The sequence below is a fragment of the Aerococcus sp. UMB1112A genome (genome assembly GCF_030230715.1).
GTDB lineage: Bacteria > Bacillota > Bacilli > Lactobacillales > Aerococcaceae > Aerococcus.
On record NZ_JASPDS010000005.1, the window covers coordinates 1 to 22,616 of the forward strand.

General features: G+C 45.6%; 16 protein-coding genes, 1 pseudogene and 1 CRISPR repeat array. Of the genes and pseudogenes, 14 read left to right on the plus strand and 3 right to left on the minus strand.

All coding sequences use genetic code 11. The features are described from left to right. Positions 1–303 precede the first annotated feature (303 nt). A complete protein-coding gene (locus tag QP860_RS04030) occupies positions 304–2,571 on the minus strand; it encodes a glycogen/starch/alpha-glucan phosphorylase (protein ID WP_284912236.1) in 2,268 nt (755 codons plus the stop codon). Between the two features lies 1 nt (position 2,572). Further along, entirely contained in the window at positions 2,573–4,108 is a 1,536-nt protein-coding gene (malQ, locus tag QP860_RS04035) for a 4-alpha-glucanotransferase (RefSeq protein WP_070618901.1), read from the minus strand. 115 nt (positions 4,109–4,223) lie between these two features. Here malQ and QP860_RS04040 point away from each other — a divergent pair, with 115 nt between their 5' ends. The 3 genes and pseudogenes from QP860_RS04040 to QP860_RS04050 all read left to right on the plus strand — a co-directional run bounded on the left by QP860_RS04040 (position 4,224) and on the right by QP860_RS04050 (position 8,239). Continuing rightward, on the plus strand, positions 4,224–5,228 hold the full coding sequence (locus QP860_RS04040) for a LacI family DNA-binding transcriptional regulator (protein ID WP_070618904.1): 1,005 nt from the start codon (positions 4,224–4,226) through the stop codon (positions 5,226–5,228). A 426-nt stretch (positions 5,229–5,654) separates the two neighbouring features. Further along, a pseudogene (locus tag QP860_RS04045) lies at positions 5,655–7,337 on the plus strand (PTS transporter subunit IIBC); the annotation flags it as partial. A gap of 77 nt (positions 7,338–7,414) precedes the next feature. Further along, entirely contained in the window at positions 7,415–8,239 is an 825-nt protein-coding gene (locus QP860_RS04050) for an endonuclease/exonuclease/phosphatase family protein (protein WP_284912237.1), read from the plus strand. A 61-nt stretch (positions 8,240–8,300) separates the two neighbouring features. Here QP860_RS04050 and rpiB read toward each other — a convergent pair whose 3' ends face one another. Then, positions 8,301–8,747 carry a ribose 5-phosphate isomerase B gene (rpiB, locus tag QP860_RS04055; RefSeq protein WP_070618909.1) on the minus strand — a complete coding sequence of 149 codons (447 nt, stop codon included), beginning with the start codon at positions 8,745–8,747 and terminating at the stop codon, positions 8,301–8,303. Positions 8,748–8,943: 196 nt separating this feature from the next. Here rpiB and QP860_RS04060 point away from each other — a divergent pair, with 196 nt between their 5' ends. From QP860_RS04060 to cas2e, 11 genes are all read left to right on the plus strand, one after another. Beyond that, positions 8,944–10,482, plus strand: a complete 1,539-nt coding sequence (locus QP860_RS04060) for a glycosyltransferase family 39 protein (RefSeq protein ID WP_070618912.1) — start codon at positions 8,944–8,946, stop codon at positions 10,480–10,482. A gap of 81 nt (positions 10,483–10,563) precedes the next feature. Continuing rightward, entirely contained in the window at positions 10,564–11,388 is an 825-nt protein-coding gene (gene purR / locus QP860_RS04065; protein WP_284912238.1) for a pur operon repressor, read from the plus strand. A gap of 1,103 nt (positions 11,389–12,491) precedes the next feature. Then, positions 12,492–12,680 (plus strand): helix-turn-helix transcriptional regulator, encoded by a 189-nt coding sequence (locus QP860_RS04070; protein ID WP_070618918.1) that lies wholly within the window; start codon positions 12,492–12,494, stop codon positions 12,678–12,680. A 119-nt stretch (positions 12,681–12,799) separates the two neighbouring features. Beyond that, the gene (cas3, locus tag QP860_RS04075) at positions 12,800–15,589 is read left to right on the plus strand and encodes a CRISPR-associated helicase Cas3' (RefSeq protein ID WP_284912260.1); all 2,790 of its coding nucleotides are present in this window, start codon (positions 12,800–12,802) and stop codon (positions 15,587–15,589) included. Next, on the plus strand, positions 15,576–17,261 hold the full coding sequence (locus tag QP860_RS04080) for a type I-E CRISPR-associated protein Cse1/CasA (protein WP_070618924.1): 1,686 nt from the start codon (positions 15,576–15,578) through the stop codon (positions 17,259–17,261). The genes cas3 and QP860_RS04080 overlap by 14 nt, the downstream gene beginning before the upstream one ends. Before the next feature lies 1 nt (position 17,262). After that, a complete protein-coding gene (gene casB / locus QP860_RS04085; protein WP_070618927.1) occupies positions 17,263–17,898 on the plus strand; it encodes a type I-E CRISPR-associated protein Cse2/CasB in 636 nt (211 codons plus the stop codon). Next, positions 17,891–18,976, plus strand: a complete 1,086-nt coding sequence (cas7e, locus tag QP860_RS04090) for a type I-E CRISPR-associated protein Cas7/Cse4/CasC (protein ID WP_083294375.1) — start codon at positions 17,891–17,893, stop codon at positions 18,974–18,976. The genes casB and cas7e overlap by 8 nt, the downstream gene beginning before the upstream one ends. A gap of 1 nt (position 18,977) precedes the next feature. Next, positions 18,978–19,685 carry a type I-E CRISPR-associated protein Cas5/CasD gene (cas5e, locus tag QP860_RS04095; RefSeq protein ID WP_284912239.1) on the plus strand — a complete coding sequence of 236 codons (708 nt, stop codon included), beginning with the start codon at positions 18,978–18,980 and terminating at the stop codon, positions 19,683–19,685. 1 nt (position 19,686) lies between these two features. Continuing rightward, positions 19,687–20,328, plus strand: a complete 642-nt coding sequence (gene cas6e / locus QP860_RS04100) for a type I-E CRISPR-associated protein Cas6/Cse3/CasE (protein ID WP_070618936.1) — start codon at positions 19,687–19,689, stop codon at positions 20,326–20,328. A 2-nt stretch (positions 20,329–20,330) separates the two neighbouring features. Next, positions 20,331–21,275 (plus strand): type I-E CRISPR-associated endonuclease Cas1e, encoded by a 945-nt coding sequence (gene cas1e / locus QP860_RS04105; RefSeq protein WP_284912240.1) that lies wholly within the window; start codon positions 20,331–20,333, stop codon positions 21,273–21,275. Next, positions 21,275–22,171 carry a type I-E CRISPR-associated endoribonuclease Cas2e gene (gene cas2e / locus QP860_RS04110; protein WP_070618941.1) on the plus strand — a complete coding sequence of 299 codons (897 nt, stop codon included), beginning with the start codon at positions 21,275–21,277 and terminating at the stop codon, positions 22,169–22,171. The genes cas1e and cas2e overlap by 1 nt, the downstream gene beginning before the upstream one ends. 17 nt (positions 22,172–22,188) lie before the next feature. Next, positions 22,189–22,460: direct repeats of the CRISPR family, unit length 28 nt; unit sequence CTTCTTCCCGCACATGCGGGGGTGATCC. Positions 22,461–22,616: the final 156 nt, after the last annotated feature.

Below are 22,616 nucleotides of genomic sequence, written 5' to 3' on the forward strand. Positions count from 1 at the left end.
ATATCTGAAAAACAGAAATAGCTCGAAGATAAATCCGTCGATTTACCTTCGAGCTAATCTTAGTATGTTTGGGTTCGGTTGCGCAGAAGTGGCTCCTCTTCACAAAATCCGTCGAAGGCCTTCAGCCTTCTCTGGTTTTTGGTTCCAGAGGTCTATTTCTCCCGCTAGCCCTCACACCCTTTAGTTGGGTTCGCAAGAGCAGCTTTGGGGTGCTTTCGCAAGTCGGAAACGTGCAAGCGGTGCTTGCCCTTATTCCGACTTACTCCAAGCATCCAAAGCTAAACGTTCTTGCTCACACCCTTTTTAGATTTTCCAGATGTCTTCGTTATAGTCTTGGATGGTGCGGTCGGATGAGAAGAAGCCGGCTTGGGCGATGTTGGTGAGAGCTTTTTTGGTCCAACTTTCTTGGTCTTCGTAGTCGGCGTAGACTTTTTCTTTGACGTCGATGAATTCTTCGAGGTCGATGAGGGCCATGAACCAGTCCTTGTACTTGATGTCTTCATGGAGACGGTAGAGGCGGTCGTGCTGGCCGAGCGCTAGGAGTTCGTCGCTTACAATGAAGTCAACTAAAGGTTTGATGCGTTCACGGTGGTAGTAGTCAGCTAAGTGACGGTGGTAGTCGCCGGTTTCATACAGCTTGACAATGGTTTCACTGTCTTGACCGAAGACGTAGATATTGTCTTCACCCACACGTTCGGCGATCTCAACATTGGCCCCGTCTAGGGTACAGATGGTGAGGGCACCATTGAGCATGAATTTCATATTACCAGTCCCGCTGGCTTCTTTGGAGGCCAAGGAAATTTGTTCTGAAATATCTGCTGCTGTGATGAGCTTCTCGGCACTGGTCACATTGTAGTTTTCAACCATGATAACTTGGAGGTGAGGGCTCACATCAGGATCCTTAGCGATTAATTCAGATAAGCAGAGGATCAGATGGATAATGTCCTGGGCAATGGTATAGGCTGGGGCTGCCTTGCCACCGAAGAGGATGGTAATCGGTGTGCTAGGGGCATTGCCTGCCTTGATATCCAAGTATTTGTGGATGATGTAGAGGGCAAGCATTTGCTGGCGTTTGTATTCATGGAGTCGCTTGATTTGGACATCGATAATGGCATTATCGTGTAATTGGACGCCTTGTTGGTCAGCCAGGTATTCTTGGAGTTGCAGTTTATTGTGGTGCTTGATCTCTTGGAGGCGTTCCAAGCTATCTGCCTGGTCAATTTCTTTTTCAAAAGCTGTCAAGTCAGCATCCTTATGCCAATCTTGGCCAATCTTTTCATCCAGTAACTGGGTGAGCTCGGGATTGGCTGCCATGATCCAACGGCGGAAGGAAATACCATTCGTCTTGTTATTAAATTTGTCTGGATAAAGCTTATAGAAAGGCTTGAGCTCAGAATTCTTCAGGATCTCAGTATGGAGCTTGGCTACGCCGTTAGTTGAGAAGGAGAAGTGGATAGCGATATGAGCCATATGAGCACGGTCCTCCTGGTCGATGATTTGAACCGCTTCTTGGTCAGGATAGCGCGATCTAATTTCTTCATCCAATTGGCGAATAATCTTGGCGATTTCAGGTACCACTTCGTCAATATAAGCCATGGGCCACTTCTCGAGGGCTTCGGCGAGGATGGTGTGGTTGGTGAAGGCAACTGTCTTTTCAATGACAGCTAGGGCTTCCTTGAATTCAAAACCATGGTAGTTGGTTAAGAGGCGGACAAATTCCGGAATAATGAAAGCTGGGTGGGTGTCATTGATTTGAACGACCGCATAGTCATAGAGGTCGTGGAGGTCGCTGCCCTTGGCCTTGGCTTCTTCAATAATCAATTGGGCTGCATTGGATACCATGAAGTATTGTTGGTAGATCCGCAAGAGGTTGCCCACATAGTCTGAATCATCCGGATAGAGGAAGAGGGTCAGGTTTTGTGGGATATTCATCTTGTCAAAGTTAATGCTGTCCGCTTCAATAATATCGGAAGTTACGGATTCCAAGTCGAAGAGGCGGAGGCGGTTATGGGCTTCTTGCTCAAAGCCTGGGATTTCGATCTCGTAGAGGCTGGATTTGAAGTTGGAGTGGCGGAAAGGAATCTCGTAAGAGGTCTCCGTCTTTACTAACCAATTCGGATGGTTGAGCCATTCATCTGGCACAGAAGCCTGTTGGTTGTCGCGGAAGACTTGGCGGAAGAGGCCGAAGTGATAGTTTAAGCCAATCCCGTCGCCATTAATCCCTAAAGAGGCAATGGAATCGAGGAAGCAGGCAGCTAGACGGCCTAGGCCTCCATTCCCAAGAGAGGGTTCAGTTTCCGCTTTTTCTACGTCATGGAGTGACTTGCCATTGGCCTCGAGGACTTGGCTGACTTCATCATAGAGGGCAAGGTTGATGAGGTTGGTGGTCAGAAGTTTCCCAACTAGGAATTCAGCTGAGATATAGTAGAGCTTTTTCTTCCCTTGATTAACAGGGGAATTAACCATTTGTTCTTGAACATAGTCAAGTAGGACCTTATAAGTTTCTGCGTCAGAGAGATTGGCGAGTTCCTTCTTGAAGAGCTCCTTAGCGTGTTGTTCTAATGCGTGCATGTTAGTCTCCTTTGTTTGTAATACTTGTGCCTAACTTAAATTTAGGATTTGCACGGAAGTAGGTTTCCGTTAAGTCTGTCAATTGTTCATAAACGTCAGCTGTTAGGGCATCTTCTGCCATGCGCCATTGCCAATTGCAACCGATGGTGGAGGGCGTATTCATCCGAGCGCGGTTGCCCAGATTTAATAAATCCTGCATGGTGTAGATGGCGATTTGACTGCTTGAAGCAGCGATTCCCCGGTTGAGGGCATGGGAAGCTGCTTCGGCTTTTCTTCGATTTAAGTAAGCGTCCACTTGATCGCGTTGGGCTTGGTTAGCGCTTTCTTCGTACCAACCGCGTGCGGTCTCATTATCGTGGGTCCCTACATAAGCTATTGTATTGGCATAATAGTGGTGTGGCAAGTCTAAGCTGTCTGTTTTTCCGTTAAAAGCAAATTGTAAAATTTTCATTCCGGGATAGCCAGTCGCTTCTCGCATTTCAATGACTTCATCGGTCATAAAACCTAAGTCTTCAGCAATAATTGCTAGGTCACCAAGGGCGTCCTTTAAGGCTTTGAAGAGCTTTAGGCCCGGTCCCTTGGTCCAGTGGCCTGAAGCGGCTGTTTCAGAACCATAAGGCACTTCCCAGAAGGACTCAAAGCCGCGGAAGTGGTCGATGCGAACAATATCGTACATTTCAAAGCTCTTGGCCATGCGCTGGATCCACCATTGATAGCCCTGGTCAGCCATATAGTCCCAGTCATAAATCGGGTTCCCCCAGTACTGGCCAGTATCTGAGAAATTATCGGGTGGCGTTCCCGCAACGGTCAAGGGATCTTTATTGGCATCTGTTTTGAACATAGCCGGCTGGGTCCACATTTCAACACTGTCACGGGCCACATAGATCGGCATGTCGCCAATGATTTGGATATGCTTTTGATTGGCGTAGGCCTTGAGAGCTTCCCATTGTTTGAAGAAGAAGTATTGGGTAATCAGGTGGTAGTTGTAGCGGTCGGCATGGTCCCGGCAGAGGGCCTTGACTTGGTCAACCTGGTAGGTCCGGTAGGCTTCTGGCCAATCGTACCAAGCCTTTAAGTCGAAGGATTCTTTGACGGTCATGTACTGGCAGAAAGCTTCCAGCCAATCCTGGTTAGCTTGGACAAAGTCTTTGAAGTCTCTGCTCTTGTCTTTCTTAGCTTTTTGGAAGCTGGCGACGGCTTTTTCCAGGAGAGGACGGCGGGCCTTGAAAATGCGCCCATAGTCCACGACTTCCGGATTCTTAGCAAATGATAGATCTTCGAGATCGGAAGCTTTTAGGTAGCCTGCTTCAACTAAACGGTCGAAGTCGATCAGATGGGTGTTGCCGGCAAAGGCCGAAAAGGATTGGTAGGGGGAGTCCCCGTAACTCGTTGTGGTCAGAGGTAAGATCTGCCAGTAAGATTGCTTGCACGCACTTAGAAAATCGACAAATTCATATGCAGCCCGGCCGAAACTGCCGATGCCATAGGGGCTGGCTAAGGATGTAATATGTAGTAAAACCCCACTTGTTCTTTCCATAAAGAAGCCTCCCAATCTAAAATTTTGATAATATGATGGCGTTTACAAACTCATTATAGTAAACTTAGACCATAAGCGCAAACGTTTTCTTAAATAAAAAGAAAGGGTGTCGAATATGACTGTAACCATTAAAGATGTCGCTGAGGCCTCAGGGGTTGCTCCTTCGACGGTCTCCCGGGTGATTGCTGATAACCCATCTATTAGCCAAGCTACCAAGGAGAAAGTTCGCCAGGTAATGGCTGACCTCCACTACTATCCCAACTATAATGCTCGACGCTTAGCCAGCCGCAAATCACGGACGGTAGGGATTGTCCTCCCGGCGGCTAGTGATGCCTTCTACCGTAATCCCTTCTTCCCAACAGTTGTCAGAGGGATTAATGAAGCAGCAAGCCAGGCCCAGTATGCTCTCCTCTTATCGACAGGGGAGGGTGACCAGGCGCGTTTGGACCATCTTCAGAATATGATCCTCGGTAAGCAAGTGGAAGGACTCATTTTCCTCTATGCTAGCCGTGAAGATCCTCTCTTGCAATTCGCTCTTAGCCAGGACTGTCCCTTGGTCGTGATCGGTAATCTGCCCGGAATCGATGTGAACCGGGTCGACAATGATAACCCGGTCATCGCCTACCAGGCCACCCACCACTTAATTGAGCGAGGGGCGAAGAAACTTGCCTTTATTGGCGGCGATCCTAAGCAGCAGTTCGTTAAGGAACGTTTGGCTGGCTTCAGCCGGGCCATGGAAGAGGCAGGGTTGGACCTAGCAGAAGAGGTGATTTATAATGATTTGCCCTTCCTCCAGTCCCCCGGTTATGAGCTAGCGCGTCGAGAACTCCTTAAAAAAGACTTTGATGCCTTTGTTTTTGCTGACCAACTATTGGCAGAAGGTGCCTATCAAGCTATGCGGCAATCAGGACTTGATCCATCTTGGATGGTAACTTTTAAAGCCTACAGTGATCCGGACTTGGGCCAAATCGAGGGCTATCCCTACTTTGATCTCCACAGCCAAGACTTGGGCTATCAAGCCATGCAGGTACTTCTAGAAGTCCTCGCTCAAGCAGAAGATGCTCACTCCCAACGCTATATCTACCAATGTGTGACGAGTGATTTTATCTCTAATGAGTAGGCAGCTTAGGGTAAAACTGCTTCCAGTGAACGAAAGCTGACCGCCATCCCTCATACCCTGGTGTAGTCGGGTTCGGTCGCGCAGAAGTGGCTCCTCTTCACAAAGCACCGCCGAAGACTTTCAGTCTTCTTTGTCGCTTCGCTCCAGAGGTCCACTTCTAACCGCGCGCCCTCACACCCTTGATTAGTTGGGTTCACAGTTGCAAACTTGAAGTGACTTCACCCAAGCGGAACGACCGGCTAAAGCCGCTCTTTTCCGCTTGGGCTCCAGTCATTCAAATCTGAACGCAACTGCTCACACCCTTGATTATGTAATCGTTTTAAAATATACCTTTACAAAAAAATGGGGGAGTGTTATACTTTGCTCGAACAATGAAAACGATTTCGTTAACTTAGCCAAAATTTTAAAATAAGGAGTTGGATGATGATGAACAGTATCAAGAGAATTTTCTCTTTTGATTTTTGGCAACAATTTGGTAAAGCCTTGATGGTTGTTATTGCCGTTATTCCTGCAGCTGGTTTAATGATTAGTATAGGGAAGGCCTTGCCATTGATTAATCCTGACTGGGCCTGGTTAATTACGACGAGTGGAGTGATTGAGAATATCGGTTGGGCGATTATTTCCAACCTCCACCTCTTATTTGCTGTGGCAATCGGTGGTTCTTGGGCCAAGGAAAGGGCAGGGGGAGCTTTTGCGGCTGTCACAGCTTTTATCCTGATTAACCGGATTACAGGGTCTATCTTTGGGGTGACAATGGATATGTTGCTGGACCCTAGTGGCCAAGCGGTGACCCATACCTTGTTTGGTCAAGAGATTCCGGTGAATGGTTATTTTGTTAATGTGCTCGGCGCGCCTGCCCTTAACTTGGGCGTTTTTGTGGGGATTATTGCGGGTTTCCTTGGTGCTAATGCTTATAACAAGTACTACAATTATCGCAAGCTGCCTGATGCCTTGTCTTTCTTTAACGGCAAGCGTTTCGTTCCCTTTGTAGTGATTCTTTGGTCAGCTATTGTGTCGATCATTCTTGCCTTTATTTGGCCGGTGATTCAAACGGGGATCAATTCATTCGGTCAATGGATTGCCAATTCTCAAGATACGGCGCCAGTGCTGGCTCCCTTCCTCTTCGGGACCTTGGAACGTTTGCTCTTACCATTTGGTCTCCACCACATGTTGACGATTCCCATTAACTATACTCAATTGGGCGGGACTTATGAGATCTTAACTGGCGCTCAAGCTGGTCAGCAAGTTCTCGGCCAAGACCCTCTCTGGTTGGCCTGGGCTTCTGATCTGATGAACTTACGCCGGGCCGGGGATACCAGCCAAATTCATTATTTGCTCGAAAACTTCGTGCCGGCTCGTTTCAAGGTTGGACAAATGATTGGTTCTATGGGGATTTTGATGGGTTTAACCTTGGCTATGTACCGCAATGTGGATAAGGATAAACGCGACAAGTACAAGTCCATGTTCCTCTCGGCTGCTATTGCGGTCTTCCTGACCGGGGTCACCGAACCCTTGGAATACATGTTTATGTTTGCTGCGATGCCGCTCTACATTGTCTATGCCCTCATCCAAGGTGTAGCCTTTGCCATGGCAGATATCATTAACTTGCGCGTCCATTCTTTCGGCGTTATTGAATTGTTGACTCGGACACCGTTGATCATCAATGCCGGCCTACTAGGGGACCTGGTTAATTTCATTATTTGCTGCCTGGTCTTTGCGGTATTGACCTATTTCATTGCAAGCTTCATGATCAAACGCTTCGGCTATGCTACGCCAGGTCGGATGGGGAACTACGAGAATGCCAACCCAGAAGAGACTAGCAGTGGGGAAGAAGCTAGTGCGGATCCTAAGGGGTCGGGCGATGCTCAAATTGACCAAGTCATCCGTCTCTTAGGGGGATCAGATAATATCGATAACGTTGATGCCTGCATGACCCGGCTGAGAGTATCGGTGAAGGATACGGACTTAGTGGGGACGGAGAAACAGTGGAAAGACGCTGGGGCGATGGGCCTCATTATCAAGGAACAAGGGGTCCAAGCCGTTTATGGCCCTAAAGCCGACAACCTTAAAAATGATGTTCAAGACGCCTTAGATCGTCATGTTCACCTTGATGCCATTGAAAAAGAATAAAAAAGCTTAAGGATTGGCTCTGCCAGTCCTTCTGCTCTTGTTAGGAGGAAATCATATTGAAATTACTCAGCCTGAACTGCCACTCCTGGATTGAAGACCAACAAGAAGTGAAAATCAAACAGATTATTGACCATATTGTTCAAGAAGACTATGATTTCATTGCCTTACAGGAAGTCAATCAATTGCGAGAAAGCCCCTTGCTTGATCAAGTGGGGGATACCTTCTTCCCCTGCCAAGACCAGTGCCCCATTCGTGAGGATAATTTTGCCTATGTCCTGGTGAAGGGCTTAGAAGATCAGGGCTTGACGTATTTTTGGGCCTGGGCCTTTAACCACATTGGCTTTGATCGATACGAAGAGGGGGTAGCTCTCTTGTCTAAGCGGCCTTTTAGCCCCCAACGCTGCCTCCTATCAGCTGAGGATGAGCCTGAAGACTATCGGACGCGGGCGATGATCTTGGCTGATTTCCCTGACATTGATCTGCAAGTGGCCTCCCTCCACTTATCTTGGTGGTCGGACCAGGTTGAAGAAGGGTTCCAATATGAATGGGACCGTATTCGGAAGGCATTTGAGAATTTCCAAAGTCCCAGCTTATTGATGGGGGACTTCAATGCACCGAGCCATATTGAAGGCGAATCCTATAGCTTGACCCAGGCTGCTGGGCTTGGGGATGCTTACCATCTAGCAGCTGTTTGCGAGGGCGACTATAGTATGGGCCCAGGGATTGCAGGTTGGTCCGATACAGACCGATCTCAACGTATTGACCTGATTTTGATGACAGATGATTTTGAAGTCGCTCGTTGTCAAAGTCAATTTGACGGGGTTAGGGGGCCGATTGTTTCTGACCATTATGGGATTAGTGCTGTGATTAATCTACAATAAAATGAAGACACCCACTGGTTGATTTTGACCAGTGGGTGTTTATTTAGAGAAGCTATTTTGCTTAGTCTTGAGCGTTTTCGATGGCTGCAATTTTGTCGAGACGTTTTTGGTGGCGGCCGCCTTCGTAGTCCGCATCTAACCAAGCGTCAACGATCATGAGGGCGAGGCCAGGGCCTAGCACTCGAGCACCTAGGCAGAGCACGTTAGCATTGTTGTGGGCCTTAGTTGCTTGGGCAGAGAAGACGTCACCGCAGAGGGCAGCGCGGATGCCTTTTTCTTTGTTGGCTGTGATGGACATGCCAATGCCAGTCCCGCAGATGAGGATGCCGTAGTCCACACGTTCTTCTTGGACGGCGTGGGTCACCGCATGGGCAAAATCAGGATAGTCGACGGACTCACTGCTGTCTGTTCCGTAATTGACTACCTCGATGCCGCGTTCTTCTAAGTGGTCGGTAATTAAAGCCTTGAGGTCAACGCCACCATGGTCAGCGCCAATTGCAATTTTCATTTTTGGAAAGCTCCTTTACTGATATAATCTGCTTCTTTTATAACGCACTTTGCCTGAAGATGCAAGTTTTTTGCAAGCAAGCAGGAGAATTTCCAATTTTAAAATTTTTTAAGGAAAAAAAGACACCGCCAGCTTGAAAACTAGCTATAATAGGTCTATGCTTCTTAGCGAAAATGGAACTAGAGGTGCTGCTTTTGTGAAAAAATTGAGTCAATTTATCTATCAATTATCGATTTCGGGTGTCCAGCTGATTGCCGGCATTTTTTTGCTGGGCATATTATTTTTGAATAGCCAGTTCAGTGCCCAGGTGGAGGAGTACGGCCGTGAAGTCGTCCGTTTCTATCCGCCGAGTCCGCTTTTTTGGCCCTATGTTGGCTTGGTCTTAGTGATCCTCTTAATTGTATACTTATTGAGAGAGCGCCTGCGGGCAGAACAGGTCTTTAAGTTTCTAGCTGTGCTGTATCTCATTCTAGGCTTCTATTTGATCTTGAACGGAGCACTTCATTTGCGGGCAGATGCTCGGGCAGTTTATGACGTAAGTAAGATGATGGCTGATCAGAACTATGCCTTCACCATGCTTGGTGCCTATATGTATAACTATCCCTATCAAATGGGCTTGGCCCTCTATGAGCGAATTCTCGGGGCTTTCTCAGACCAGGTGATCTTCCTCTTCGTTGCCAATTTATTCCAGGTTTTAGGGATTAATTACTGTATCTATCGGATCAGTGATCATTATTTTAAGGAAAAACAAGGGATGGTCTTGATGAGCCTGGTCTTGTCCTTTCTATTTATCCCGCAACTCTTCTTTATCCGCTTTGCCTATGGAGAAATCCCTGGTCTTTTCTGCTTATTAGCAGGTTATTGGGCCCTTATCCAATACGGGGAGAAGAAACACCTGCTCTATTTGATCTTGACCTTTGTCTTCACAGCTCTATCCCTAATGCTCCGCTTGAATTATTTAATTTGGGTGATTGCCTTAATTCTGGGCCAGATTGTGCTTTTCTTCAGGCAGAGGAATTGGCGCTATCTCTTAGCGGTTGGGGTCTTAGCCCTAAGCATTCCTGTCGGCCAAGAAGCCGTCCCGACCTACTATCGCCAGGTTCATGGCTTCGACTTGGGGCCGGGAAGTCCAACTGAGCTGTGGCTGGCCATGGGGACGGACCCCTTGAATACGTCAAAGGCCCCTGGTTGGTATGATGAGAAGGCCCTCAAGCCTTTCCAGCGGACGGGTTTCGACCAAGAGAAGACCAAAGAGATTGGTCGGCAGAGAGTCCAGGCGAATGTTGACTACTTCAAGGAGCGCCCTGAATACGCCAAGACCTTCTTTGTCCATAAATGGGCTAGTATTTGGGCGGAACCGACTTTCCAAGGTATTTGGTCGGGCCCTCAATTTAAAGAAAACCAACTGACGACAGCTAAAAAGCCCATGCTGTCCCTCTACCGCTTTGGGAAACTATATTTTGCCTCCTTCCACTATATGAAGGGGCTGATTTTCTTGATTTACGGGGGCAGTTTAGTCTTTGTGCTCTTCCTCGTGCGCAAGTATCCCCAAATGACAGTGCTCATTATATTTTTTATGGGCGGGGTTATTTTCCATACCTTCTGGGAGGGCAAGAGCCAGTATGTTTATCCCTATGTTATTCTGCTCGTGCCGCTATTAGCCGCCAGTTTAGGCCATCTTTTTCAAGCGCTGGAAGCTCTCTGGGCTAAAGCCCGAGAAAAATTATTTTCTTAAATCTTAACGAAGTCTGTCGCGTTTATGGTAAAATAAGAAGTCCAAACGACGATCATAAGTTGACCGGAAAGGAGGGTTGATATGAAACTTAATCGAAGCCACCGCTTAATTGCAATGACCCATTACTTACTTGCCCATTCCCACACCCTAGTCTCTCTGTCATATTTTGTTGAACGTTTTCAATCGGCGCGTTCATCCATATCTGAGGATATCTCCATCTTAAAGAAGGAATTTCCAAATTCTAATATCGGCAGCATTGAAACGATTGCTGGTGCAAGCGGGGGGGTCATTTTTCGTCCGAGCATTGCCCCAGACCAGGCCCTGGAGAGAGTCCAAGCCCTCTGCCAGGAGCTGACGGATAATGATCGCATCCTGCCGGGAGGTTATTTCTACCTGACCGATATTCTGGGAGACCCCGACCACTTACGACTGATCGGGCAAATCATCGCTAGTCGCTATCGGGAAGCCGGTGCGACAGCTATTATGACCATCGCTACCAAGGGGGTTCCGCTCGCCCAGGCTGTCTCCATGTACTTAAATATCCCCTTCGTCATGGTGCGCCGGGATTCTAAAGTAACAGAGGGAGCAACGGTATCGATCAACTATGCCAGCCAAGGCCAGAGCCGGGTTGAAAAAATGGAACTCACCAAGAACAGCTTGGGAGAAGGCGAGAAAGTCTTAATTATTGATGACTTCTTGAATGGTGGCGGTACGATCACCGGAATGTTAAGTATGACCAAAGAATTCAATGCAAGCTGTGTTGGCATCTGTGTCCTAGCTGAGGTTCATAACCCTGACCGTAAAGTGCCATTCGACTACCAGTCCCTGATGCAAGTGGTGAAATCACAGGATAACACCCAGTTGGTAGAAGTCCTTCCAGGGAGCATCTTTGATGACCATGAATAAATAGAAACTCCTGAGTCATAGCACTGAGGAGTTTTATTTTTGAATGCTTTTCTCTAGATAAGTCGATTAGGATGGCTTATAGTAGGTTGTAGGATAGACTTTTTCAAAGTGCATAAAAATGGCCCAGGGATCAAATGAGAAGCCTGGTTTGATCGCTTTCTTTTCTTCTTCCTGCATATGCGGGGGTGGTCCTCGGAAGTGAGAAGATCCTATAAGATTAGATATCTTCTTCTAGCGCAAGTGAGTGGTCTCAATCGTTAAGGCGCATGTCAAAGCTTACATCTTTGGATCGAGAGCTTAAGATAATAAAATAAACGAAGAAGCAAGAAGGTTAAGAATAGAAAATGACCCAAAAGAAAAAGAAGCCCAATTGAACGATTAAAAGCTTCTTCTGTACTAGCGGAGGTAATAGCTCCCCCTTTGTCACTTCTATTTATAACACAGTGTAGGAGGTTCAAACTATGTCAACAGTTACAATTGTCTTACTAGCATTATTAGTTTTATCCACCGTTGTTACCTTAGGTTTAACAGTTTATTCAACAATTAAGGATGAAAAGAAATACGGAAGAAAATAATTCCTTTCCGTGCAATCAGAGTACGTAAAAGAAAGAGTATGTTCTATAATGCTTAAAAATATAAAATAAAAGCTCCTTTAGTACTATGAGGAGCCTCTAGCTTCTTTGGTGCATATATTATAACAGAATATAGGAGGTAGACTAGATATGTCAACGTTCACATTAGTTTTATTAATCTTATTTGTAGCGGTGGTTATCTTCACCGTCGGGAGTACTGCTTATGACTCATGGAAAGATAGACAAGATGAACATAAATAAGCTAATCGGGGTAATTATAAACTTCTAAATTCTCACACTCTTTTCATCATCCCTTGTGAGCAGGCAGCTTCCAATAAAGGTTCGATAAGGTGTAATCTAGTTTCTTCTCACACAAGTAGGTGTACTTTTCGGTTTATCAAGCGGATAAATTTTGGAACGATTTTGTAAATTGCGTCCCTCAATATCTTTAGGTTGAAAAATAAATTTGTCCTTGTTATAGTGTTTGTATAAGATAAAAACTAAATAGATTAAGTAAAAAGAGGTGTTTTGATGCGGATAGGTGAAATTTTAAGAAAGGGTCGTTTGGATATGGGTTTGACTCAACAAGAAGTAGCTGACAAAATTGGCGTTCAAGTTGGAAGTATTGCTAACTGGGAACAAGGACGTTGCTATCCTTCAGCTAACTTTTTCTTGTCATTAGTTTTACTCTACAAAATTGAATTCGAAGATTTTAAATGAGATAATAGGGCTAACTTCTGCCTGTGTAAGCAGGTGTGATCCTTAAATGGATTAGGTAATATCTTTTCTTCCTGCGTTAGCAGGGGTTAGCTAGTTTTTTAAGAGAGGAGAGGGTAAGGATTCAAACAACAGTTAACCCAGCTTTTTGGGCTAAGAAAAAAGAAGAGGATGGACGCTATCTATGGTTGCCGCTCAGCCAGCACGCTCTGGATACCGCTCAAGTGTCGGGCTTGCTTTGGGAGCATTGGCTGAGTGATGGTCAGCGCCAATTCTTAACGGATTCGCTAAGTATTCAAGAGGAGAAGATCGCCAAACAAGTGGCGGTCTTCTTGGGTGCGGTCCATGACGGAGGAAAAATTTCTGGATGCTTTCAAGCTAAAAAAGGCTTCAGCAATTCTCCCGATTTAGATCGTCAATTGATTGAACAGTTAGAATATGAAGGTTTTGAGGGCTTAAGCGATACGATCTTTAGAGATGTTGGAAGGACTCCCCATGCGACGGTCGGCCAAGTTATTCTTGAGAGTCTAGGTGTCAACCGAGGGATTGCCTCAATTGTTGGCGGCCACCATGGCAAACCTGTATCTGAAGCAAAGACCTTAAAAGATCAGCGGGGTTATGCAGAAAATTATTACCAAGTTCCTGATCCGAGACATCCAATTTATAAACTTTGGCAGGCTGAACAGGAGAAGTTCCTAGATTGGGCTTTGGCCTTTTCTAATTTTGACAGTGTAGAGGCACTGCCAAAGATTAGTAAGAATGGTCAGGTGATTTATTCTGGTTTGTTGATTATGGCAGATTGGATTGCAAGTAATGAGCACTATTTCCCCTTAGTTGACTTCAATGATCCAGTGACGATTGATCAAGAGCAAAGGATTCGTTCGGGTTTTGGTCGCTGGTTTAAAACTAGGCCCATACATTTTCAGAAAATTTCATCGATTGATGCGCTCTACGATGATCGTTTGGGTGATCCGGATAGTGAGCAGAATTTTGTGCCCAGAGATTTTCAACGCAAGTTTACGGAATTGTTATTGAGTGTCGAAGACCCAGGTATCTTTATTTTAGAAGCACCCATGGGCTTAGGGAAGACAGAAGCAGCTCTTATTGGGGCGGAAGTCTTGGCTAACCGTCGAGGGCGAAGTGGGATCTTCTTTGGGCTACCGACCCAAGCAACTTCAGATGGTATTTTCCCCCGGATATCACACTGGCTATCGCGGGTGAGTGATGATTATATGGAAGATAGTTCGCTCCAACTTGTCCATGGCAAGGCGGCGCTTAACCCAGATTATGAAAGCCTAGCATCGAATATTAATATTGATGGCGAAAGCGGTTTAGGTACGGTGACGGTCAACCAGTGGTTTAAAGGGCGGAAAACTTCCAATCTTGATGACTTTGTGGTAGGCACAGTGGACCAGTTCCTCTTGAATGCCTTGAAGCAAAAGCACCTGGCCTTGCGCCACCTCGGCTTTAGTAAAAAGGTTGTCGTGATTGACGAAGTTCATGCCTGCGATGCCTATATGAATGTCTACCTCAATCAAGCATTGACTTTAATGGGGGCTTACGGTGTTCCGGTCATTATCCTTTCTGCGACTCTGCCTGCTGCTAGTCGCGAAAAGATGGTCAAATCTTATCTTCAAGAGAGAGGGGATGCAAGTGAGCAAATTAAGTGGACAGAAGACGGTTTGCTAGAAGATGCCTATCCCCTGGTTACCTATTCAGATGGCAAGGCGATCAAGCAATTTGCTGACTTTGAAGCCCAAGAAAATCATCCCGTTGAAATTCAGCCACTTGAAGAAGAGCAATTGTTTGATCAATTGGATGACTGGCTGAGCGGCGAAGGTGTGGTGGGTATTGTAGTCAATACGGTGAAAAAGGCCCAAGACTTAGCTCATAAGTGTACAGCACGCTACGGGGATGACCTAGTCGATGTCTTACACGCTTCTTTCATTGCGACCGAGCGCAAACAAAAAGAGCGCCAGCTCCTCAAAGAAATTGGTAAGGGGGCAGACCGACCCGTCAAGAAGATCATTATTGGCACCCAGGTGATTGAGCAATCCTTAGATATTGATTTTGATGTTATGGTCAGTGATCTAGCCCCGATGGATCTGCTTATTCAACGGATGGGACGGCTCCACCGTCACGCCATCCAACGACCTGCCCAACACCAAGAAGCTCGTTTCTATGTTATGGGTTTGTCAGAGACTTTGGACTTTGATAAGGGATCCGAAAGTATCTATGGGAAAAATCTATTGATTCGGACCCAAGCTTTTTTACCGGACGTTTTAGACATACCTGGAGACATCTCGCCCTTGGTGCAGAAGGTTTACGGCGATGCGCCCCTTGACTTAGCGGATGAGTTAAGAACGACTATTGAAGAGGCTGAGCAAAAGGAAGCGGAACGTATAGATGAAAAAGAAGGAAAAGCTGAAAGCTATTTACTAATAACAGAAGATGAGGACGATGAAGATGACGAAGATTCTTTGGTCGGTTGGTTGAAGAATGCTAGTCCAGACCAGACAGAAGCGGGAGGTTATGCTCAGGTCCGGGATAGTGATGAGACCATTGAAGTGATCTTGTTGAAGCAGTTGCCTGAAGGATACGGCTTCTTAGGTGAAGAACGTGATATTTCAGGAGAAGTTACAGATTCAATGATAGCTAAAAGGCTAGCCCAAGAGACTATAAAGTTACCAGGTATTCTAAGCAAGGGTTACAATATCGATGACGTTATCCAAGTCTTGGAAGCTTATACTGCCAAACAATTTGGAGCTTGGCAAGACTCCCCCTGGCTAAAGGGCCAATTAGGCATCTTATTAGACGATAGCAACAGCTTTAGCCTGCATGGTTATCATTTAACTTATAGTCCAAAATTTGGTTTAAGCATGGAAAAGGAGGAAAAGAATGAGTCGCTTTAATTTGATTGATAAAGCCTGGATCAAGGTTCTCGATCTAGAAGAACAAAACCAGGAAGTCTCACTGAAAGAAGTTTTTCAGAATGCCCACCTCTACCAGCGCCTAGCTGGAGAGACAGAAACTCAAAATTTTGCGATTTTGAGAATTCTTTTAGCGATCCTACAGACTGCTTTTGATCATTTTGATCTCGACGGTGAACTTAGACCGCATTATCGGGATAATTGGGATACTGAAAATCGAGCAGATTTAAAGTCACTGAATAAAACGTTAAGAAGAGATTGGCGTAAACTTTGGCAAGATAAGGAACTTCCTCAAACAGTTTTTAGCTATTTAGACCAATGGCATGACCGCTTCTACCTTTTTGATGACCGCTATCCTTTTATGCAGGTGACGGCGGATGAAATTTCTGAAGATAAGATCAGTAAGAAGAAGGCTTCTAGTCTGTCGGGGAAAAATATCAATCGCTTGATTTCAGAGAGTGGGAATAAGGTAGCTCTCTTCTCGCCTAAGTATGCGGCTAAAAAAAATAAAGAAATCCTTAAGGCAAGTGAAGTAGCTCGCTGGTTAATTACCCTGCAGGGCTATATCGGCCTTTCCGATAAGGTGATCTTTGGTCAAGAGAAATATAAGGCTTCTAAAGGTTGGCTTTTTGATATTGGTGGTATCTATCTAGAGGGTGATAATTTATTAGAAACCTTACTCTTAAATTGCATAGCTGTTCATTCTGATCGTCGATATAAGGGCAAACAGCAGAAGCCAGCTTGGGAGTATAGCCCCGCTGAAAACCTTGAAGGCTATTTCAGCAAATTCAATCCAGACAACCTAGCTGAACTTTACACCCTGTGGTCTCGGGCTATCTATATCGACCCAGAAACGGATCTCACCGAGCCCTTCGAATGTCAGGTGGTGAAGCTGCCAGACCTTAGACACACTAATCAATTCCTTGAGCCTATGACTCTTTGGCGCTATAACGATTCAGGGGAGAACAAGGGATACTTTACCCCACGCAAGCATCGGCCCGGACAAGCTATCTGGCGGTCTTTCGGTTTACTGGCTCTACCAGATTCGGATGCTGAAGATGAGAAGCGGCGGCAGCCGGGAATCATCCAGTGGTTAAATAAACAAGAGGAAATCATTGGTGAAAAAGTCATTAGCTTGCGCGCAGTAAGTATGGAGGATGACGGCAATGCTACTTCCTGGGTCCCAGTGAATGAGATTTGTGACCGTTTGGATATCCGCTCCTTTGTCCTGATCGATGTCGATGAGAGCGCTTGGATGCCGCGGATCAATGACACAGTGGATAAGACGAAGAAGATGGTTGAAATTCACTTCCAATATTTTCTTAAAGATATTAATCAAATTCGAAACATTAAGCGTGACGATCCTAAGTATTATGGCTTTATTAATCAGAATATTGAAGAAGTTTACTTTAGGATCGATCGGCCCTTCAGAGACTGGTTGCTTTCTTTAGAGTTATATGAATTTAAAAATGAAAAGATTAAAGTCTGGGAGGATTGTCTCTACGACTTGATTAACCAGCAAGTCAATGAGATCATAGCTAAGGCGGGTCCGCGCGATTATACAGGGATAATTCAAGATAAAGAAGTAATGAATATTGCAACTGTCCACAATAAGTTTTCTCGAATCTTATTGAAAGGATTAAAGGAGGTATGACATGGCAGAAAGAATAAGGCTGTCGCAAGTGACTGAGCACCTCTTACACCAGCTTAGTCATAGTTTAGACAAGCCAGCAACTAAGGCAAGCCTAGCTAACCTAAGACACTCTATTGGACGGGAGATGAGTCAAACAGTTGACGTTTGGCCCTTCCTCTTTGAAAATTTACCAGATGACTACTTGGGTCAAAGCGCGACCTTAACTGATCAGGAAGAAGCCATCTTATTTACTCTCCAGCTCTATGCCCTCTACCAACAGGGGAAAGACCAAGCAGTTTGGACGGAGGAAATTGATCGGCGCAAGAATTTTGGTCACTCGCTAGCTTATCTCAGAAGAAATGAAGAAAATAAGGCAGCTACTGACCAGCGTTTTAACGCCATGATAACAGCAACAACTTATGAAGAATTCAAGTACCATTTGCGACAAATGCTGCAATTGCTCAAGTCCAAGACGAAAGCAGAAGTACCGGTTAATTTCGGCGGCTTAAGCCGAGATATTTATAACGTTAAAGCAGACCGCTATGATTTTAAACATGACCGACCTTATATCGAAGGCCTGCGTTTAAGCTGGTCTAAAGCCTATTATAGCTACCAAAATAAAGAAGCGGACAAAGAAAAGGAGACTGACAATGACTAAACAACGTTTGTTTTTAGATATCCATGCCATCCAAACTCTACCTCCATCCAATATTAACCGGGATGATACGGGGAGTCCGAAGACCGCCAGATATGGTGGGGTACAGCGGGCTCGAGTGAGTTCACAAGCTTGGAAGAAAGCCATGCGGGACTACTTTAAAGAATTTGGCGCCCTCGATAATGTTGGGATAAGAAGCTTAGAAATTGTGCGTTATCTTGCTCATAAAATCCAAGACTTATCAGCAGATATGGACTTCGAAGAGGCGATGGACCTAGCGGATAAAACCATCAATGCAGCAGGTGTAAAAACTAAGGACCAACGCGCCAAGGCCCTCTTCTTCTTGGGCGACTTGCAGGCAGAAAAGTTAGCCCAAGCGGCCCTGGATGGGGTAACGGATAAGAAAGAATTGAAAGCTATCTTAAAAGACAATCCAGCTATTGATATTGCGCTATTTGGGCGGATGGTGGCCGACGATCCTTCCCTTAATGAGGATGCTTCCTCCCAGATCGCTCATGCCATCTCGACCCATGCGGTACAGACAGAATTTGACTTCTATACTGCCGTTGATGATTTTGGCAAAGAAGACAATGTGGGTGCTGGTATGTTAGGGACTATCGAGTTTAATTCATCCACCTTATATCGTTATGCGGATGTGGCTGTCCATGAATTCCTTCAGCAATTAGACGGTGACCAAGAAACCCTTAAACGAAGCTTAAACTTATTCCTTAAGGCCTTCCTCAACTCTTTACCTACTGGCAAGGTGAATACTTTTGCTAACCAAACGATTCCACAGGCAGTCCTTGTTTCTCTACGGTCCGATCGACCACTGAGCCTGGTATCAGCTTTCGAGTCTCCAGTTAGAGCAGAGGATGGTTTTGTAAAACCTTCCGTTGACCGTTTGCTAGCAGAAGTGAACAAGGCAGAAAAATTATTAGACCCAGCTATCGCAACTTTCTATCTCAATCTTGATGGTGAAGAGAGCGATCTCGACCATGTACAGACAGTGGATTCCTTAAGCCAACTTCAGGAAGCTATGGATCAGCAAGTATCCGAACAATTAGATCAAGCAGGTGAGTAAGGTGAAATCAATCGTTTTGAAGTTTGCTGGCCCTTTGCAGTCCTGGGGAACGCAGTCTCATTTCGAAAGCCGCCATACGGACTTGTATCCTTCGAAATCAGGGGTGGTCGGTTTATTAGCCGCTAGCCTAGGCTACCGGCGTGACCAAACAGAGGATATCCAAGCCCTCAATCAAGTCGATTTTGCGGTTCGGATTGACCAAGAAGGTGGGCTGAGGCGCGACTATCAAACGGCTCATAAGTACAAGGCCAATGGGCAGCCGGATCGAACGTATGTGACTAATCGCTATTACCTCGAGGATGCAGTTTTCTTAGTCGCCTTGTCTCATACGGATAATGACTTTATGGCAAAGATTGCCCAAGCATTAAAGAAGCCTTATTTCCAGCCTTATATGGGGCACCGGTCTTTACCTCTTCCTTTAGATTTTATTGTTGCGGAAACGAATTTGGGAGCAGTGGAGACCCTACAAAGCTTAGACTGGCAAGCCGCTCCCTGGTATCAAAGGCAGCACAGCCGGATTTTGGATGCTTATGCCGATGCAGGTTTAATAGAAGGCGCCAAACGAGAACAATGGCGAAAAGATTTGGTGGTATCCTTTGACCAACAAAACCGTCACTTTCAGACTCGGCGGGAACTTAAGTTTCAAATCGAGCTTCCCAGCTTGGTCCAGGAAACCGAACATGATGCTTTTGGCGAGTTAGGAGGTTAAGATGTATCTTTCACGTGTACAGATCGATAGTCACAACCGTCAAAAAATTAAAGATTTGACCCATGCAGGAGCCTACCACAATTGGGTAGAGCGGAGCTTTCCCGAAGAGTTCGAATCGGGCGAAAGAAGTCGAAAACTTTGGCGCTTAGACCGCTTGCAGGGCAAAGATTATTTGTTGCTTGTAAGTGAAGAAAAGCCAGACAAGGGCCAATTAGAGCGCTATGGGGTCCCAGGTTCTGCTGAAACGAAGTCTTATGACGCTTTTTTGAGTCAGATTGAAGAAGGGATGCGTCTAGCTTTTCGCGTCACTTTGAATCCAGTAATTTCTAAAAGTTCTGGCGAACAGGGCGAACGTGGGCGTGTGATGCCCCATGTGACAGAAGAACACCAGCGTCAATTCTTACTCGACCGATCAGAAAAAAATGGCTTTCTTTTAAAAGAAGAGGATTTCAAAATCGTGGAGAGCAAGCACGCTCTTGTCAAAAAAACCGGCCAGCGAAACTTGCGTCTCATCCAAGTGGCCTACGAGGGTGTATTGACTGTGGCAGACAAAGAACAATTTATTAAGACGCTAACACAGGGCTTTGGTAAGAAAAAAGCTTATGGCTTCGGCCTGATGACTGTCATTCCGTTGAGGGATTAAAGATGGATAAAAAATTGGGAGCTAAAAAGACCGAACTCCAAGAATTACCTCGGATTGGGGACCGCGTCAGCTTCATCTATATTGAGCATGCTAAGATCAACCGCATCGATAGCGCCATTACAGTAAGGGATAAGCGGGGTGTTGTCAGGATACCCTGTGCCATGATTGGCGTTCTGCTCTTAGGCCCGGGTACAGATGTGAGCCACCGGGCGGTTGAGCTGATTGGTGATACCGGAACCTCGATGGTCTGGGTGGGGGAACGGGGCGTCCGCTTCTATGCAGGAGGACGGCCTCTTGCCCATTCCACGCGTTTACTCGAACGGCAAGCTAAGTATGTATCCAATCGCCGCTTGCGGCTAGCTGTTGCTCGTAAGATGTATGAAATGCGTTTCGATAATGAGGATGTGTCCAAGCTAACCATGCAACAATTACGTGGCCGTGAAGGTGCCAGGGTTCGGCGAACTTATCGCTACTATGCCGATAAGTATGACGTTCCTTGGGACAAGCGCCAGTACAATCCTGACGATTTCTTAGCCGGCGATGTAGTCAACCAGGCCTTATCAGCGGCTAATGTTTCACTTTACGGTTTAGTCCACAGTATCACGGTAGCTTTAGGACTATCTCCAGGCCTCGGCTTTGTCCATACGGGGCATGATAAAGCTTTCGTTTATGATATTGCTGACCTTTACAAAGCAGAATATACGATTCCCTTGGCCTTCCAGATTGCCAGTGAATATACAGCTGAGGATGATATCGGTCGCTTGATGCGGTTAAGACTCCGAGATAATTTGGTTGATGGCAAATTAATGAAGCGCATCGTAAAAGATATCCAAGTCCTGCTAGATATCTCTGAAGAAGAGGAAATCATTGCAGAAAACTTTGGCCTCTGGGATGATAAAGAAGAATTAGTGAGCTATGGGGTTAGTTACGGTGAGGAGGGAGATTGATGCCTTTCACCGTAATCACCCTCTCAAAGACTCCAGCTTCTCTAAGGGGAGACTTGACTAAATGGATGCAGGAAATTTCAACAGGGGTCTATGTGGGCAACTTTAATCGACGCATTCGTGATAAATTATGGGAAAGAGTGAAAGAAAACGTAGGCAATGGAGAAGCAACGATTTCCTATGCAGCCCAAAATGAAATTGGCTATCGTTTTGAATCCTATAATACCTCGCGTCAGATGATCGAACTAGAAGGTATCCCGCTTGTCTTGCTCCCTCAGACCGAGGACAAGGGAGCTTATATCAAACAAAGAGGCTTTAGTAATGCCAGTAAGTTTCGCAAAGCAAGGAAATTCTCACGACCAAACTCTGTCAATGTACCTAGCTATATTATCCTCGATACTGAGACAACAGGACTAGATCCTAAAAAAGATCAGATGATCGAAATAGGTGCTCTAAAGATAGAGGGGGCAGAAGAGAATGTCTTTCATTCTTTGATCGCTAATAAGAAAATCCCTGAGCAAATTCAAAAACTAACAGGGATTAGCCAGAAAGACTTAGATGAAGACGGTAAGGATGAATCGCAAGTGCTTGCAAATCTTCTTGAATTTATTGAAGGTCAAGTTATTGTCGGTTACAATATCAATTTTGATATTAGTTTTATTAATGAGCAATTGAAAAATATGGGACAGGAGAATTTATCTAATCCAATTCTTGATTTAAAAACTATTATCAAAAAGGAGAAGATGTTCCTAAAAAATTATCAATTGCAAACAGTTATAGCGAGTTACGGGATCAATAAAAAAGTCCCCCACCGAGCCTTGGAGGATGTTAGATTAATGGCTGAGCTCATTTCCAAAGTGAATAAATTTCCAGCTTACTTAAAAAAGAAAGCCCGGTAATATAGGGATCCTTTAGTCTTCTTCCCGCACATGCGGGGGTGATCCTCGCATAATCCCATTAATTTCTTTGTACGTTTCCTTCTTCCCGCACATGCGGGGGTGATCCCGCAAGAAAAGCGATTGAGCGTGTAGGCGAGGACTTCTTCCCGCACATGCGGGGGTGATCCTCAAGGAGAGCCTTGCAGGCGGTTCAGCGCCTACTTCTTCCCGCACATGCGGGGGTGATCCCACGCCAGGCGGCAATACGCCAGCTGGCAAGATCTTCTTCCCGCACATGCAGGGGTGATTCTGTGATTCGCTATTGGATCAGTCTACTATCACACCTCTTCCCGCTCACGCGGATTTTATTTTATAAATTTTTCATCTACATTTTTGAGAATCGGTGCTAAGTAAATCCTTCTTGATGTATTGCTATTGTGTTCTAAATGAATTACAATATAGACGA